The sequence below is a fragment of the Pseudoalteromonas sp. DL2-H2.2 genome (genome assembly GCF_021532535.1).
Classification (GTDB): Bacteria; Pseudomonadota; Gammaproteobacteria; order Enterobacterales; family Alteromonadaceae; genus Pseudoalteromonas; species Pseudoalteromonas rubra_A.
Genome location: NZ_JAKGBD010000008.1, coordinates 175227 through 192497, shown reverse-complemented (window position 1 = coordinate 192497; position 17271 = coordinate 175227). Strand labels below are relative to the sequence as shown.

The 17271-nt window shown below is 49.1% G+C and carries 17 protein-coding genes; 11 read left to right on the top strand and 6 right to left on the bottom strand.

The annotated features are described in order from the left end of the window. Nucleotides 1-10: 10 nt before the first annotated feature. The gene (locus tag L1285_RS15125) at nt 11-2185 is read right to left on the bottom strand and encodes a fasciclin domain-containing protein (RefSeq protein ID WP_235413033.1); all 2175 of its coding nucleotides are present in this window, start codon (nt 2183-2185) and stop codon (nt 11-13) included. Between the two features lie 350 nt (nt 2186-2535). On the opposite strand from L1285_RS15125, the gene L1285_RS15120 reads away from it, so the two are divergent. From L1285_RS15120 to tnpB, 4 genes are all read left to right on the top strand, one after another. Then, on the top strand, nt 2536-2748 hold the full coding sequence (locus tag L1285_RS15120) for a hypothetical protein (protein WP_235413032.1): 213 nt from the start codon (nt 2536-2538) through the stop codon (nt 2746-2748). A gap of 14 nt (nt 2749-2762) precedes the next feature. Beyond that, nucleotides 2763-3269, top strand: coding sequence for a hypothetical protein (locus L1285_RS15115; RefSeq protein WP_235413031.1), 507 nt, complete (start codon nt 2763-2765; stop codon nt 3267-3269). A gap of 65 nt (nt 3270-3334) precedes the next feature. Continuing rightward, a complete protein-coding gene (locus L1285_RS15110) occupies nt 3335-3553 on the top strand; it encodes a hypothetical protein (RefSeq protein WP_235413030.1) in 219 nt (72 codons plus the stop codon). Beyond that, nucleotides 3535-3732 carry an IS66 family insertion sequence element accessory protein TnpB gene (gene tnpB / locus L1285_RS15105; RefSeq protein ID WP_235413029.1) on the top strand — a complete coding sequence of 66 codons (198 nt, stop codon included), beginning with the start codon at nt 3535-3537 and terminating at the stop codon, nt 3730-3732. Before L1285_RS15110 ends, tnpB begins: the two co-directional genes overlap by 19 nt. Before the next feature lie 87 nt (nt 3733-3819). Here tnpB and wrbA read toward each other — a convergent pair whose 3' ends face one another. Then, on the bottom strand, nt 3820-4416 hold the full coding sequence (gene wrbA, locus L1285_RS15100) for an NAD(P)H:quinone oxidoreductase (RefSeq protein ID WP_235413028.1): 597 nt from the start codon (nt 4414-4416) through the stop codon (nt 3820-3822). A gap of 280 nt (nt 4417-4696) precedes the next feature. Between wrbA and L1285_RS15095 the strand changes: the two genes are divergently transcribed. From L1285_RS15095 to L1285_RS15080, 4 genes are all read left to right on the top strand, one after another. Then, entirely contained in the window at nt 4697-4957 is a 261-nt protein-coding gene (locus tag L1285_RS15095; RefSeq protein ID WP_235413027.1) for a RebB family R body protein, read from the top strand. Nucleotides 4958-5091: 134 nt separating this feature from the next. Then, nucleotides 5092-6096, top strand: coding sequence for a sensor histidine kinase (locus tag L1285_RS15090; protein WP_235413026.1), 1005 nt, complete (start codon nt 5092-5094; stop codon nt 6094-6096). Nucleotides 6097-6098: 2 nt separating this feature from the next. Beyond that, nucleotides 6099-6800: a LytR/AlgR family response regulator transcription factor gene (locus L1285_RS15085; protein WP_235413025.1), complete on the top strand. Its 702-nt coding sequence runs from the start codon at nt 6099-6101 to the stop codon at nt 6798-6800. Between the two features lie 49 nt (nt 6801-6849). Next, complete coding sequence (locus L1285_RS15080; protein WP_235413024.1) at nt 6850-7695, top strand: acyl-CoA thioester hydrolase/BAAT C-terminal domain-containing protein; 846 nt, start codon at nt 6850-6852, stop codon at nt 7693-7695. A gap of 64 nt (nt 7696-7759) precedes the next feature. Here L1285_RS15080 and L1285_RS15075 read toward each other — a convergent pair whose 3' ends face one another. Continuing rightward, on the bottom strand, nt 7760-8893 hold the full coding sequence (locus L1285_RS15075) for an alpha/beta hydrolase (RefSeq protein WP_235413023.1): 1134 nt from the start codon (nt 8891-8893) through the stop codon (nt 7760-7762). Nucleotides 8894-9112: 219 nt separating this feature from the next. Here L1285_RS15075 and L1285_RS15070 point away from each other — a divergent pair, with 219 nt between their 5' ends. The 3 genes from L1285_RS15070 to L1285_RS15060 all read left to right on the top strand — a co-directional run bounded on the left by L1285_RS15070 (nt 9113) and on the right by L1285_RS15060 (nt 13394). Continuing rightward, complete coding sequence (locus L1285_RS15070; protein ID WP_235413022.1) at nt 9113-11101, top strand: winged helix-turn-helix domain-containing protein; 1989 nt, start codon at nt 9113-9115, stop codon at nt 11099-11101. Between the two features lie 72 nt (nt 11102-11173). Next, nucleotides 11174-13024, top strand: coding sequence for a S41 family peptidase (locus L1285_RS15065; protein ID WP_235413021.1), 1851 nt, complete (start codon nt 11174-11176; stop codon nt 13022-13024). 133 nt (nt 13025-13157) lie between these two features. Continuing rightward, entirely contained in the window at nt 13158-13394 is a 237-nt protein-coding gene (locus L1285_RS15060; RefSeq protein WP_235413020.1) for a hypothetical protein, read from the top strand. Between the two features lie 79 nt (nt 13395-13473). Here L1285_RS15060 and L1285_RS15055 read toward each other — a convergent pair whose 3' ends face one another. From L1285_RS15055 to L1285_RS15045, 3 genes are read right to left on the bottom strand one after another with little or no spacing between them, the layout of a single operon-like run. Next, nucleotides 13474-14691, bottom strand: a complete 1218-nt coding sequence (locus tag L1285_RS15055) for an Nramp family divalent metal transporter (RefSeq protein WP_235413019.1) — start codon at nt 14689-14691, stop codon at nt 13474-13476. 47 nt (nt 14692-14738) lie between these two features. Next, nucleotides 14739-16403 (bottom strand): methyl-accepting chemotaxis protein, encoded by a 1665-nt coding sequence (locus L1285_RS15050; RefSeq protein WP_235413018.1) that lies wholly within the window; start codon nt 16401-16403, stop codon nt 14739-14741. 27 nt (nt 16404-16430) lie between these two features. After that, entirely contained in the window at nt 16431-17255 is an 825-nt protein-coding gene (locus tag L1285_RS15045; RefSeq protein WP_235413017.1) for a substrate-binding periplasmic protein, read from the bottom strand. Nucleotides 17256-17271 lie beyond the last annotated feature (16 nt).

The window sequence follows — 17271 nt, the reverse complement described above, 5'->3', positions numbered from 1 at the left end:
AGGAAGGGAATTAATCTACCGTGGTGATCACCGTATCAATCAGGTGTACCACGCCATTGGCGGTGTAAATATCAACCTGAGTAACGTTACTGCCTTCGACCTGCAAGCCCGACGTTGGCAAGCTCACCTGCCACCATTTTCCGCCCACGCCCTGGCCCATGGCATCACCCGGGCTCGTGTCTTGTGCGAACATATACAGCGGACGACCAAGATAAGCGGCCTGCTTTGCGCCGTCCTGTCTATCAATCAGCGACAAACCAGGAATGTTAGCAATCTGCTCTTGTGTGGCTATCACCGGCGGCCAGTTGGTCGCACAGGCATCGACACACTGACTGTTGGCAAACGTCAGGTCGTCATCAAACACGTAAAGCGTTTTACCGGCCATGGCGGCGCCATTACCAGACACCAGTCTTTGATTGGTCGCATCATACGCGACCATGTCGTTGTCTGTGTTTGCCGTGGCGACAAAGTCAACCACTTTCAGGTCCAGCATGTTAGCGGCCAGCGTTTCTACCTGCTTACCGTTTAGGCTGAACGCCAAAGAAGAAGACGCTTCCAGTCCCAAAACATGCTGGGTAAGTACCTGCGTCAAACCAGCCTGATCGACCAATAAAGCGTTCAGTGTGTCGGCAGGGATTTTCTGGAACGCGCGATTGGTCGGCGCAAAGACAGTAAACTGCTTGCTGGTGTCGGATAAGGTGTCGACCAGATTGGCAGTCCCAAGCGCGGTCACAAGCGTTGATAAATCATCGGTTTCCATTGCTACGTCCACAATGGTTTTCTCCGTCGCTATTTTATCCATTGGCGGCATAATCACTTTATCGAGAACGTGAATAACGCCATTGTCAGCCTGTACATTGGCTGTGCGGATCACTGCGTCATTGATAAACAGCATGCTATCTACAATACTCAGGGCGCTTTTGTCGGTGTTAGCCATCGCCACCATGTTGTCAGCTGACGCGGCAATACCGGCTGCGGCATCAGACATTACGCTCTGCCCTGCCACCACGTGGTACAGCAAAATGTCTTTTAATTTGTCTGTGTCTGCGGCCAATGCATCTAACGTGTCCTGGCCTAATGCTGCAAACGCGGCATCAGTCGGTGCAAACACCGTAAATTTGGTTGTCGGGTCACCCAGCGTCGCGTCCAATCCCGTCGCGGTGACCAGGTTTAATAAGGTATTGAAAGAACCCGCACCCGCTGCCACTTCAGGGATCAGGCCCAGCGACTCGGGCACACTGATGTTGCCTACAACTACCGCATCGAGCACATGGATCACGCCATTTGACGCTGGAATATCGGTTTGCGTTACCGTCACACCGGCGAACTTAAGCATGTCTGTTGCAGCATCAATCGCCACGCTTTGCTGATTTTGTTCTAGCGTTGTAGCGGTTTTGCCGTTGAGCGACATCGCGGTTACCGAGTCAACTTTGCCAGCCACAATATGTTGCTTGAGGATGCTACCCAGTACGTCCGGATTTGCCAGTAAGGTGTTGATGGTTTTTGTACCCAGCGCAGCAAAAGCGGCATCTGTAGGCGCAAACACGGTCAAGTCGTCACCGCCCGTTAGCGCGCCGGTGAGACCAGCTGTTTCGACTGCTTTAAGCAAAGTCGTAAAGTTACCCGCCTGTGTTGCAACCTCGGCGATATTCGCGGTTGAGGTTGCTGTGCTTGGCGGCATCAAAACGGCGTCGATAACGTGAATAATGCCGTTGTCCGTCATGATGTCAGTCTGCGTAACCGTTGCGGTGTTGATCAGCAGGTTATCGCCCGACAAAGACAAGGCAAGCTTGGCGCCATTTACCGTTGTGGTGGTTTGCCCCGCCAGACTGAGCGCAGCTTCCGCGGCCACTTTCGAGTCAAGCACATGATAGGTCAGGATTTTGCTTAGCGTGTCAGGGTCAGCAAGCAAACTATTGATGGTGTCTTCGCCTAGCGCAGCGAATGCTGCGTCGGTAGGTGCAAACACAGTAAAGGTGTTGTCGGTGTTGTCTAACGTTGCTGTCAAACCCGCAGCGTCGATTGCCGCAACCAGGGTGTTAAAACTGCCAGCTGCCTTGGCTGCATCATACACGGAGTTTTCTGGTGTGGGTGTGACGACAACGTCGTGGTCATTGTCATCGTCGGAACACGCCGCGAGCAAGGCCAGGGTACTTACTAACATTATTTTTATTAGTGCTTTCACGTTCTTCTCCATCAAGGTGGTCAACATTCGAGCAATACGCGACCTTGTGAAACAAAGATCAAGAAAATTTAAAAAACTTTAAACATGCCATTCCAAATTGCGAGCAAAAAGCAATTGACGTATCAGACTGACAAATACACCTCGCTCAAATCGCTAAGGAAAGGCAAAACGAGCACACATCAATAGGCAGACTTACTGCACCTTCGCTATGACGCTATAACAGGCGGTGTAATAACTTGTAATACCAAACCAGCTAACATAAAAATAAAATTAAAATTAAAAACACAATAGGTAAATAATTAAATAGTAACTATGTCGTAATAATTAAATGCAAACCAAAGGAGCTAACTATGAACACTTCCAGCCACGGAAGAATTGCAGCAAACGACTACCTCACGGCGCTGCAAAGTGTATTAATAAATACGCTGGCCAGTGACAGCTATGTCTGTCAGGCTGGAGAATGTCGACACTACTTGTTTAATCTGCACCACAGTGAAGCTCTACTCAATGTCGATAGTCAGGGATGTTTAAGCCTGTTTAACCATTGGCCAGTAGCCGATTAATTAAAGGAACGACCATGAACCCAAGACAACCAAAGAAAGCCACATTTCAACAGCTGTCTCAGGCAGTGATGCCAACTCAACTAAACACCATTTTATCAGACATAGATACCATGCTGGCCAGTGCCAGACAAACAATAGATCAGTCATTGCAACAGTCATCACAACTTGTTGATCAATCGCGTCAACACCTGTCACTGATTAGCCAGGCGCTCGAAAACACAGCTTCACATAAACAAACTGCTGAAAGCGAAGAGCAAGGTCTAACTGAGGGCGCAGTAAATACATATCAGGACACCCTGATTCAATCACAGTTACAACAGCAAGCTGATCACCTAGAGGCGCAAAATACACATATGAAACAGGTCTTTACCGAGCAGGAGCTGGCCGCTATAAAAAGTGCAGAAGCGGCACAACAAGCCATGGAAACAACACTGAAAAATATGGAACAACAGCTAATGCAGCAGAACCAGGCCTTTGAGCATGCTGTGGCACAACCAGCCACTGAGCAAGAGGGCGAGTAGCCTTTAGTAACAGGAGTAGCATGCGATGCTCAAAATCAACTTTGAACCCGTAGCCCGGTTGCCCGATGAAAAAAGTAAAAACAGCCGCCGCAACCCGGCAGATGCAGGAGCTGGTCGCTCTGCTTGTCGATGCGTCTATGTACCACGCCCTGACGACAGAGGACCGCCAGCAATTAATTAAAGAAGGCTACGCTTCTGACTTGTCACAATTACCCAGCGTTGCTGAATGGTTCCAGTCTTTAGATCAGGAAAAAACCGCACAGCAATGGCTGCGCACGCTATGAGCGGTCAGGTGTTTGCGTTTTGCAATAAAAACAAGGACAAGCTGAAGGTGTTATATTGGGATAAAACCGGCTTTGCCTTGTGGTACAAGCGCCTTGAAAAAGACAAGTCAAAATTATTCCATTACAAACCGTTACGCCAGAGAGTAGCACTGGAATTGATTACAGCACTTGTGAATTAAGTGGCCTAGTATGGTCTGATTAGGGGAGAGGTTTATATGAGCAAAAACAAAGCGCAATGACATTTCACTACGCTTTATCAAGGAGAACTACTTTAACTTTGCGGCAATACCGGCGACATGCTGACCCTGGAACTTAGCCAGTGCGAGTTCTTTGTCGGATGGCTGACGACTGCCATCGGCCCCGGCAATACAGGCGGCCCCTAGTGGAGAGCCACCTCTGACTTCTGAAATATCCGTTAATTCAGCCGCGGCATAAGGCAAACCCACGACCACCATACCATGATGAAATAAGGTGGTATGGAAGGACTGAATGGTGGTTTCGTTACCGCCACCGGTGCCCGTTGAGGTAAAGACACTGCCCACTTTGCCAATCAGCTTACCAGCCGCCCACAAACCACCTGTTTGATCTAAGAAGTTGCGCATTTGCGACGCCATATTACCAAATCGCGTCGGGGTTCCAAAAATAATGGCATCATAGCTCTCCAGTTCCGCTGGGGTTGCAATTTCAGCGGCCTGATCCAGCTTAACCCCCGCGTTTTTAGCCACCTCTTCGGGCATCAATTCGGCTACTCGTTTAATCGTCACCTCTGCGCCCTCGACCGAGCCTGCGCCTTCTGCAACGGCATGTGCCATGGTTTCGATATGGCCATAGCTTGAATAATATAAAACCAGTACTTTCGTCATCTTTGTTTCTCCGTGCGTTACCGGGGCATTTCCCAGCAACTTGTGTTTTAACCAGCTAAACATCTGTGATCACTTCTTTCGTTAAGTATAGGCACGCGTGCCTGTAGACCAAGAACATGATTGCATAGTTGATTGAGAACGTATTTAAGTAAAAAACGATGGTATTGTTCTACTCAGAAGAATGGTTAACGTCATGCGTAATCGGCTGTAATCGCCGGGCAGCAGGAAACGGGCTAGGCTTGTCTTGGGTTCATATTCACATATCAAAGGAGTATTTTTTATGGCATTTCCAACCGCAGTGAACAGTCAGATCACAGATGCAGTGACTCAGGTGAATACCAAAGTTCTGGGAGACACCCCGGCCGTTGCAATGGGCAACTTGATGCTGACCTCTAGCCAGGCGCTCGCCAGTACAGCCCAGCGTTCAGCACTGTCGCACAAATTCTCGATGTCGCCCATTGCCCAGGGTGTGAGCAGCTTATACAGCCTAGATACCGCGTCAACCGGCATTGCCACTCGCAGGATTTTAAATCGCGGCTAGCATACCGAGTTATCTAACTCATTGATTGGTTTGGAACCATTCACCCTGGAAAAATAACTGTTCACTCAGCTTGTTACTGAAGAGCTCCCCAAATAAGGTAAACTATCCGTAGATTTTTTACCTAGTGGATTGAGATGTCAGTAATTTATTTACAGCGTAGTGAGCGGCTCATGGCACTGGCCATCATCGCCATGGTGAGCCTGTCGATTAGCTTAACCGACTGGGTGCAGCGCGCACTGCCGCTCTCATCCCCCATTGTCTTCTCCTCGCTGGCTGCTGTACTGTTTATGTATTGGTTGCCTATGCTCGTTAGTTATGTATTGATACGGCGCGTAGCAATCTCACACTGGCTTGCACAATGTGGCCTGCTTTATTTGGCCATATTTGCTGGCACTTTGGTATTTGGGGCGCTACGCGCTCAGCTGCTCGGGATCCGCGCCCTGGAATTAGCAGAGGCGCTGTTCATTGCTCTGCCATGGAGTAGCGGTATATTTGTGCTGACAAAGTTTTACCTTACCCAAAAACATCTCAAAGATGAGCAGTTACTACGCCAGCAGGCTGAGCTCAGGTTACTTCACAGTCAGCTTAACCCACACTTTTTGTTTAACAGCTTAAACACCATTGCCGCACTGACCTCGTCTCGTCCGGCGCAAGCCGAAACGCTGGTTCATAACCTGTCAACTATTCTGCGCTACTCACTGAGGCATACAATATCGGGGCGTAGCAAGTCGCCCGCCGTTAATCTGTCTGATGAACTCTTAACACTCCACAAGTGGTGTGAAATAGAACAGTGTCGCTTTGGGGAAAATTTGCAGATTGAGTTCAAAGTCGACGAAGCGCTGCTCAGCCTCGCCTTGCCGGCCATGGTGCTCCAGCCGCTGATTGAAAATGCCATAAAACATGGCCAGAAACGCCCGCTGTGCATCACCATTGGAGCGCACCTTGAGCAGGGTTTGGCAACCATTTCAGTCACTGACAATGGCGTGGGCTTTCCCGAGTCTGTGTTGGCAGGTAATACCCAAGCAGGCCTGGGCCTGGCGATTACCCGCTCCCGGCTCAAGCTGGAAGCCAGTGCTGAACTGACGCTCTCTAACTTGCCCAACGGTGGCGCCAAAGCGCAGTTTGTACTGGAGCAATAACAATGCTAAATATCGCCATCATCGAAGATGAACTGCCTGCATTACAAAAGCTTAAAACGCAGCTGAGCCAGCTGTGTCACTACCAACTCGTCTATCATGGCGAGGATCCAGCGCGCTTTTTAGCTGATTTTGACCATTATCAAATTGATTTGGTCTTTGTTGATATCAATCTGCCGGGCATGAATGGCCTGCAGCTAAGCCAGCAGTTACAAACAGCCGGATTCAAAGGTCAGATAATCTTTACCACAGCCTACAGCGAATTTGCCGTAGATGCATTTACACTTGGCGCAACGGATTACTTGCTCAAGCCCTATACCAATGAGCGACTAGCCCTGGCGCTGTCTCGGGTTGCCGCACAAGGCTTGCCCGGCACTGAGCCATTAATGTTGACCAGCAAAGTCGGCGACAAGGTAACACGTATTGAAGCCAGCCAGATTGAAGTCATTAAGCTGGAATACGGCCATGCCATCGCCTATAGCGCGCAGCACGCTTACCCCATAGATCTGACGCTTGAAGAGCTCATGACCACACTGCCGGATGTGTTTCTTCGCATTCACCGTAACGCCATTGTCAACCGCCTGAAGATCAGCACACTGGAGCGCTGGGTTACCGGAGGGTATCTGATCAAGCTGGCGCACAGTGGGCAACAGGTGATCAGCAGTCGCAGTGGTGCAAAGCTGCTGCGGCAAAAACTACAGATTTAATACCGAGCCCTGCGGCTCACCCAAACAATAAAAAACAAAGGAACCTGATATGAAAAACATAATGCCGATCCTGTTGGCAGGGCTGCTTAGTGCCTGCAATTCAGCCACTGACCCCGATGTGAAGCGCCACTTTATTGATGACGGCCAGCCGCACCCGCTGGTTGTGCTGCTTGGTGGCAGCGAAGGCGGTAATACCCTGGCGAAACCCCATTTTCAGCCCCTGATGGATAGCTTTCATAAACACGGTATGTCTGTTGCGTCGCTCGCATATTTTGGGACGCCGGGCACGCCATCGAGACAAATTTCGTTGTCACTGGATGACATTGCCACGCGAATTAGCAAGCTGGCAGACGACCCCAGGATCAACTCAAACTGCATTGCGGTGTACGGGTTCTCCAAAGGTGCGGAGCTGGCGCTGCTGCTGGCTGCGCACTTTGAGCACATTAACCATGCGGTAGCGGTTATGCCCAGCCATGTTAGCTGGAACGCGGTAAAAACGGTTTCCTCACAGCCGGGTTGGCAGCTTGAGCAAACCCCTTTGCCCTATGTCGATGCGCCACTGATTTCCTGGCCAATGCAAAAAGGCGTAGTCACTGGCACATATACGCCTGCATTTTCTGCAGCACTGGACAATGCGGACACGGAAAAATTGCATGCTGCGCGGATCCCGGTAGAAAAAACCAATGGCCCAGTATTGCTGGTCTCAGCCAAACAGGATGAGATCTGGCCGTCTCATGTAATGGCAAATAACATCATCGACTCCCTTCAACAGGCTGATTTCGCCTATCCGTATGATCATATAGAGTTACCTGGCGGTCACTACAGCTTTAACCGTGAAACGCAGGCTCAGGTCAATCAGTTCTTAACCAATACACTGGTTAAACAGTGCCAGTAACCACACTTTGAGGCAGCATTCGCCAGTTACCGGTAGGCACTGAGTAACTGGCAGCAGGGTTGAATTACAAAGCTTGTTGAATTGTCTGCTTTTGCTTGTTTAACCAGGCCAGCTGAGACGCGTCATCCACAGATAGAGAAATCGCCTTATTCACGGCTTGCATTGCCTGTTGTGGCGCCTCCTTGGCCATCAACACCCGGCTCAACATGCCGTAAGGCTCTGCGGTATCCGGATAATAGGCTATCCATTTATTAACGATATATTCGGCCTCTTCAATATACTCTTTAACAACCAGATAATTGCTCAGCCCCCAAAGCTCATTAAACTCAGGCACGACCTCATAACCAAGGCGCTCTGACAGCCCCTGATAATGTGCATCAAACTCGTATTTTTTGCCTTTGATCTTCTCTCCGGTGATCCACCAGTTACGAAATACATAGCGCACAGCATCATAGAGGCCAATATGGGCAATGGTCATATGATCCTCCGCTTCATACAGGTCGGCATGCCAGTTAAGTTTAGGTCCGGCATGTGCATCGAGGTTTTTTCTGAGCCGGATAAAGTTTGGGATCTGCTTCTCAAACGGGGTATCCGCTTCTGTTGCGATGATCAGCGTTTTGTCCAGTTTTAAGCGCTCCGGATGCTGCTCAATGAATGGCAGCATATTACCACTGCCCCAGCCCATTGCCGGCGACAATGCAATGTAAACATCAAATAGCTCAGGGGTCGACAGCATAGTGTACAAGGTAAACAGCCCTCCCAGAGAGTGACCGCTGAGCAGACTGAACGAATTGGTCCGATAACGCTGCTCGACCAGCGGCTTCACCTCAGTGCGAATAAAGTTCAGCAACGCATGATTGGCCGGTTTGGTAATTACCTGACCATCTTCTGTATACGGGCTCAAATCCCGACTGCGTGATGGCGTCTCAATACCCACCACTATCATTTCGGAAATGCCACCTTGCAAGTAATGGATCATACTGGCGGCATGGTCCATCTGGCCTCGGGCATCCGTCAGATATAACACAGGAAAGCGTCGTGCTTTGTTCTCCAGATTAAAATAGCCCATAGGTAACGAAATATGCACCTTACGTGTTTCTTTAAATAACGCTGAGGAAAGCTCTAACTCAACCTCCCTTTCATTGCCCCAGGATAAGTGTGAAGCACATAACAGTGCGAATAGCCAAACTAACTTCATTTTTGTTTACTCCATTGTATTTATTATTTAAAAGCGCTTAAATACGCCCCACATGGGTACACTCATAGGTTCACTCGTATGAACGACAAATTATCTGTGCGGTATCCAGGTGAGTGACTGCGCTCAGCAATACAACTAAAAACACCCAATGAAGGCGATGTAATCGTCCTAATTTTTGTCTTAGGAATTTCTTAGGCCATATAATTCAATAAGTTAAGCATGGAAAAATTAACGCACGCATTTGTGATCAACAACATAATCATTGACCCACAGCGTAACCAGGTGCAGCACTCGGACGGAGTAAATTCGCTGGAACCAAAAGCGATGGCCCTGTTATGCGTGCTTGCCGGACAGCCTAATACGGTGATTGCACAAGAAACTCTGTATGAAACCATCTGGCCCGGTCGCGTTTTTTCACCCAGCTCATTGCAGCGCCTGATTGCACTGCTAAGAAAAGCGCTCAGAGACAGCAGCAAGTCGCCCGAAATTATCTTTACACATGCCAAACAGGGCTACAGTTTAGAAGCGGCTATTTCAAAGCCTCAAACCGGCACTAAAACGCCCTCCAAAGCCTTGCTATCTGCATTAGGCCTTGTTTTCTTACTCTTTGTTATTACTGCTTATATTTTTTCAAGGCCGCACCCAACACTCTCTGATACTCAGGCGTTTACCTTTACCTCTTTGACAGAATTTAACGGCCAGTTTTCACCCGACGGTAAGGCGATTGCTTTTTTGCGTCAAAGCGCAGATAAGCAAACAGAATTAGTCGTACGGCAACTCGAAAATCCGGGCAAGGACCAGCTGTTGTCCGATGTACAGATCCGCGACTTTACCTGGCTGACGAACAAGCAGCTGCTGATTGCACAAACCGACTCTGAAGAAGGCAAGCTTATCAGAGTCAGGCTGACGCAATCCGATATTCAACCACAGCACAGCCTGAGGGCAACCAGACACCTGCGCAACATCAGACATTTGCTCAAAGGACCAGGCTCGGCCATCTACTTTGTTGCGGCTCATCCAAACACTGCGCAAACCGACACAAAGAAAAGTGTTATCATGCAACTGGACTTAATCAGTTTTGAGCTAAAAACGCTGATGACCCTGCCAGCAGCACACGACATCGTCAGTCTGGCCGCTACGCCCGATGGCTTGTATGTATCACTATTTGAAAACAAAAAAATCAACAAACTGCTTAAAATTGAACCCGACTCGCTAAACGTCAACGTTATTAACGCTGAACTTGACGGGCGCTATAAACTAGCCTGGTCTTCACACCATAAGCGCCTGATATTATTGGACAGCTTAAAACCCGCAGTGTTTGCATTAGCAGCGAATAATCAGCTAGTAACCATTCAACACGCTCTGTCGGCAGGCGTTTTGGATGCAAACCTATATCAGGACAAGCTACTTACCAGCCGGGCTCATCAAACCATTAACGTGTTCAGCAGCCAAAGCCCGGACGCGGCGCTGCTACACAGTAAGTATGAAGACTACCTTGCATCTGTATCACCCACTGGCCGTAGTGTGGTATTTGTTTCGAACCGCAGCGGTTATCCGCAGCTTTATATGACTGATCAGAACAATCAACCCGAAGTGATTTTTACCAACCCCGGGCGGGAAGACTTTATATCTCGCGCTATCTGGCACCCAAATGCACAGCAACTGGTATTTGCAGCGGACAAAAAAGTGTATCAATTTAACGTCGCAACTCGTGCGCTTACTGCGTTACCCATCGCTCAGCCAATAACCAGGGTTGAATACTGGCAAACCTCTGACTTACCGGGAGCCGATGTGCTTTATCTAACTCATGCCACACAGGCAAGTACGGTGGTATATCACATCGATTCGGGCGAAACAGAAATGTTATCGGGCCCCGAACACATTATCTATGCAAGTAAAACGCACCACGTTGGCTGGCAGGACAATACGCTCAGAACGTCCACAGGAATGAGCTGGCAACCCGACAGCGGACAAATACGCCATGCCTTCAGTGTGGGCGAGCGTATCCTGGTGCAAGTCACTGCGCCGGATGCTCAGCGCCTGCTTGAGTTCGACCGTCACCTAAATTTGCTGTCTCAGCAAACATTGCCCGGGTCCGCTCAGTTTGTTAGCAGCGCGTTTTACACCGAGCAAAACGCCTTTATTTATTATTATTCCCACAAGCAAAACACCGACAGCGATCTGATGCTTTCACGGCTCACATTCTAGACACAGGTTTACATATACACAAATTAACGCTAATTTCGTACCTGATAACGATAAAAACAAGGAAAAGGTCTAATGCGAAATCAGCTCATTTTTATCTGTGTCAGCCTCTGTCTGGTTGCATGTGGCGGCGGCAGTGGAGACAAAGACAAACAAAGTAGTCAAGCTGTAAGCTCCAGCCCGGTTACTCCTCCAGATACGAGTCAGCTCCCTAACTCTCCTCAGGCACGCCCGGATGTGGTCTTTGATGACACACTGATTGAAGATGTAGAAGACTTCGTCACACTGGCCCATTCAGTACAATACTTTTATCCTTCGCAGTCAGTACAGGCCTCAGACTGGCCACTTTTTATTGCTGAAAGTATTGTTGAATTAAGTCAAACCGAAGGTGAGTCCAGAACCAATAAGGGCATTGAATTATTGCGGCAGATTGCCCCTTACCTGGTAACCAGGCAGGACCAGTTACCCACGATTAATCAACAAACACAGGTTGCAGCCTGGCGGCAAAACGCGCCCTTCTCTCAGGTGACCTATAGGAGAAACTTGCTCGAGGACAGCTACGGTTCGCTAAGCAGCCAGGCGTATTTACCCAGCAACCGCCATATCAGCCTGGACTATGGCCAGCAACCCGTTTATCTCCCATTATACCTACCAACGCAGACCCAACTAACGGGCGACACCTTCTCCCAACTGGGGCGCTGGCAGCTGACGAGTGATTTCAGGCAGCCGGAAATATGTATGGCAACCGTCTCTGGGATGTGGGCCATGATCCAGCACTTCTGGCCTTATTTTCAGCAGGTCGAAATCAACTGGACGCAAAGCCTTAAGCCCTTACTGAGCGCCTGTACTGAGCCGGTCCTGACTCAGCGAAACGCATTGATTTATGCTGAGTTTACCAAACTAAATGACAACCACCTCAGCATTGTGTTGCCAGACCCGGAGTTACCCTCTTTTGATTATTATATGCCCTTCTTATTTGAGATAGTCGAAGGAAAAGCCATTGTCACGCGCACGGAGCAAAACAATCGCTCGGATATCGAGATTGGTGACGAAATACTCTCAATTGATGATGAACCCGTACAAACCTACCTGCAAAGTCGTGCAGCTGATTCGCTTCGCAACCAGCTGCACCGCGTAAATTGGGCTGCCCGCTGGCATTTATATCAAACCTCAGAAACCCCTATTCGCTACCAAGTCAAAAAGCCAGACGGAAGTGAAATTCAGCAAACCGTGATCCCGCTTAAACGGGATAACCCGCTCAAGTTTAGCGGTATGAGATATGTACCCATTGGCTCTGGTGCAGTGGAACACTTGGGTGACAACATTTATCGTGTCAACGTCTATAATGTCGAACAGCAAGCCCTTAGCTCATTGCGTGCTCAACTAAATGGTGCCAAAGCCGTGGTACTGGATATGCGCCAGTACCCGACCAGCTGGCAAGGATGGCAGGGCGTACTCAGCTGGTTTATTCAACGAGACGCCGTCAACAATACACTCGCCCATTACTGGCAAGGTGCGCCCAACCAAAGTGACGTGCAAATACAAAGTCTTAATCAGACAATCCGTGTCGCACAGGACGCACTGAACATTCCGGCAATTGCATTGGCATCTCGGGAAAGCCAGAGCCAGAGTGAGCATGCACTGGTGTTTGCCCGCTCTGGCGGCATAAAAGTAGTCGGAGAATCTACATCGGGTATCAATGGGGAAATTTTTAACGCGGATTTCTTTGATTTTTCGTCAAATTTAGCGAGTAATAGTATATTCACCTTCACTAATATGTTCGCTAACCGGCTTAACGGCGATCCCTTGATCAACGCAGGGGTTGAAATTGATATCTGGGTGCCCAGAACCATTGAAAGCATCAGAGCGCAAAAAGATAACCAGTTAGAAGCCGCCGTCGATTATTTAAAAGCTCAGTTAAAGTAATTTACCATCTTAAACTCCCTGCGCACTGCACCTTTTGGGCCTGATTGAGCCAGGCCCAAAAGGACAATCATTTACAATCAATGAAACGCCAACTAACCTATATACGGCGTATTTCACGATTAAAAGGACTTAAATGATGTTAGAGATGCTAAGAAATGGCGACCTGCCACTAGCCCCAACAGTACTTGCCTTGCAGTTATGCCTGTGTTTGGGTATCAACTTACTGGTTGCTTATAAATATCAATACAGCAAAGCCGTTGCGGTCCTCGTTGCCTTTGTGCCATTTATCAATATCTATACAACCTGTGTGTATATTGCCCTGGCCATATTTCATTCAAGAAAGGCCAAGAACACGGGTAACCCGAGCTAATATCAACGCAAGCTAGATTGAGCTGAAGCAAGTCAGGAGCTTCAGCTTTTACTACTCCTTCAGATATTTTTGTAGCACATCAAAGCCAGCCCAGTGATTTAGCTATCAGGCGGATCCCCAACATGGCGGTTAAAATAAGCACAGAAAAGCCCAAAATATTGGACACTAAGGTATTCGAGTATTTGCCCAGCATGCGTGTATTGTTCATTACATAGAGCAGAAAACCGGCGATGATGGGCAACAGCAGACCATTGGCAAACTGAGCCAGCAAGATAATTTCTATCGGCTTAATATTGGCCATAGATAACACCGCCCCAATCACGATAATGGTGACGCTGATAAAGCGAAACGGCCTGGCATCCACTTCGGTGTCCAGCTGTAATAACTCCGTCACCACGTAACTGGTGGCCAGCGGAGCGGTGATCACACTGCTCAGGCCCGCAGCAAACAAACCTATGCCCAGCAGATACTTAGACAAGCTACCAAACAAGGGCTCAAAAACCTTGGCCATGTCAACGGCATTATTCACACTCAACCCCAGTGTAAAGATACTGGCCGCCGCCGTAGAGGTCACCAAAATGGCGATAAGGCCGCCCAGGCCAATGGAAATTGCGGTGTCTGCACGCGCCTGAGGAATATCATCCGGATCAGACCAGTGTGCCTTTGCCGCTGAGGCATGTAAAAACAAGTTATATGGCACCACGGTTGTGCCAATCAATGCGATGACCGTCAGCAGGGAGCCTTCGGGCAATTGAGGTGTCAACATCCCCTTGAATAAGGCGGTTAGATCCGGGTCTACCAGGAAAAAGGTGACGACAAATGCCAGCGCCATGACAGATACCAGAGCTATCAGAATGCGCTCAATCTGCTTATAGGTTCCGAGAATTAGAATCACCGCCCCCAGGGCCGTAAGCGCAATGATTGAGCCGCGAAAAACCCACTTTCCGGGTGTGGTGATCGCCTCAATACCGAGCGCGGCGCCCACCAGATTACCCGCCTCATAAGCCGCATTGCCAATACAAATGGCCACAATGATCAAAGCAAATAGTGGCCATTTCCACACAGAACCCTGCAATGACTGATGGATCACGGCACCAAGCCCCTGCTGCGTGACAATCCCTACCCGGGCCGACATTTCCTGTAAAATAATGGTCGCCAGGGTTGCAAACACCAGCGCCCATAACAGCGCATACCCGAACTGAGCACCTGCCAGTGTGCAGGCGGTGATGGTGCCCGGCCCGATGAAGGCTGCGGTCACAATAACGCCAGGTCCCAGGTTTTGAAATTTCTTTAGCATGACTCACGCTTTCCCAACCAATGCTGTGGCATTCACTTTGCTCCTAATTAAATCTTGAAACGATTCACAATGGCCGCCAGCTCCCCGGCCTTTTCACTCAGATTATTACTGACGCTTAAGTTCTCAGTACCAATCGACACCGACTCCTTGCTTTGCTGTGAGATAGAATCGGTGCGCTCAGAGATCTCTTTATCAACAATATTTTGCTCCTTGGTCGCATCGGCAATATGCTCATTTACACTCAAAATTTCATTGATGAACTGGACAATTTGCGTCAGAGACTCGGCCGCCGAGGCTGCCTTATCAACCGTAATGGCACTGTAGCTTTTGCTCGATTCCATGGCGCGTACGGCCTCTTTTGAGCCGTCAGTCAAGGTCTTGATCACCCCCAGGATCTGGGAGGCACTTTTTTGCGTGCGTGTGGCCAGCTCCCTGACTTCATCGGCGACCACCGCAAAGCCTCTGCCCTGCTCGCCTGCCCGGGCCGCTTCGATGGCCGCATTCAAAGCCAGCAGATTCGTTTGTTCGGCGATTTCCTGAATGATGGATAAGGAACCGGAGATCCCTTGCACATCCCCCTCCAGTTTTAAAATCACACTGCTTGCCTCATCCAGCTTCTCAGCCAGCGTATTCACTGAATTCATCGCTTCATCAACAGAGTGGCGGGTATCATTTGCACTGTTATCGGCATTTTTAGCGGCCGTCGCGGCCTCATTGGCATTGCGGGAAATTTCTTCCGCAGAGGCCGTCAGCTGTGTCATCGCCGTGGCGATCAATTCAGTTTCAGTTTGCTGGCGCAGTAAAATTGAATTGATATTGCCTGAGGCCCCCGAGATCTGTCGGGTTTCATCGACCACCTCGTTGGTGAGTTTGGCCACCTTCTTAATCAGCTCATGCAGCTGGCCAAGAAAAATATTAAAGTCACGACTCAGGCTGTCGAACTCAGGCACGGTAAAGTCCGGAATGCGTACCGTTAGGTCGGCGTCTCTGGCGGCATAAATATGAATGGTGTCTTCAAATTTAGACAAAGGCACAGTGATGCTTTTACTAATAATCAGGCCAAGCCCGGCCACCCCGATAGACACAACCACAGTGAACAGCAAAATATTGGCAATGCTCTCATAGAGCTGTACTTCATTTTTGTCCCGCATAGACTTAACCAGGGCATCGACATCATCGGTATAAAAGCCGGTGCCAACTATGAGATCCCATTTGGGTAAATAGATGCTGTATGCCAGCTTAGGTAAAGGTTCACTCTGGCCCAGTTTAGGGAAGTAATAAACCGAGTAGCCATCCCCCGTTTGCGCCGAAGAAATGATATCCCGAACCAGATAATTCCCCCGCTTATCCTGCAAATCAATAAAGTTTTTGCCTATGCCCTGGTCGCTGTCCCCCTGCATGACGCGTGTCCCGTCGGGCTTAAAGCCAAACAGATAGCCGGTTTTGCTAAATTTGATGTTCTTCAGCAAGGCAATGGCCTCTGGCTGGGGATGGTCTCCCTGCATTAAGGGCGTCAAGGCTGTTTTGGCAATTTCCAGATACGCTTTTAGTTCCACGCGCTTCATACGCATCATTTCTTTGCGACTCAACTCAACCTGCACTTCATTGAGTTTTTTCGCTTCCAGATAGGTGATTAGGGTCACCACAGATGAAATGATTATCACGGGGATCAGTGACAACAATATCAGTCTGGACTTTATTTTGAGTTTCATGTTACTCAGCCTCTGTGTTGCGCAGCTTTAAGAGCGCTCTTCAACCGCTTTACCGGTTTGTGGCGACGTGTCGTAGATGGACTGCTCCTTGTTATAGTGCTTAAGGTACTCTTGCAGTATTTTGTCGTAGGTGCCGTCTTTTTTTATTTCCCGCAGCGCCTGCTCCACCTCCAGCCTGGTTTTATCCAGTGCGCGGACCTTAGAAAACGCAATATAACTGGGGATCTCATAGCGGTAACTGGGCACCTCGGCAACCAAGTCTTCAATGCCGAGCTGCTTAATGATCTCAAGGGCACCGAGCCGATTGATCACTACCACTTCCACTCTGTCTGCAAGCAACAACTCAAAGCTCCGTCGGCCTGTATCTGTCGTGACAACGTTTTCAAACACACCTCTTTTTAGCGCCGTGTCGATTTCTTTGCCATAGCTCACTTTATGCATAACCCCAACCCGATAAGGCGCCAGCGAGTTAAGTCGACCGTCAAAGTGAATATTGTTTTTTCTCAGCGTGAACAAAGCAATCGACTGCTCTATCAGCACCTCATCCGAGTAATCCAGAAATGCCAATCTCTGCGGGGTTTTATAAATGGTGAAAATACCATCGTAGCGCCCGGTTTCAACTTCTCTAATCGCTCTGCCCCAGGGAAGAATATCGATGCTGTAGGGCTGCTCCATGCGCCTGAATACCTCGCGTACCAGCTCCACCGCAATGCCGCTGGGACCATTTTTTCCCTGAAACTCATAAGGAGGATATTCAAGCGTAACCAGCCTGATAACCTGTTTTTCAGACGGGCTGGCCCCCAACAGGCAAATCACCATCAGCCCAAGCAACAAATCGCGCCAAACCGTCATGGCGCTTCACCAGTCA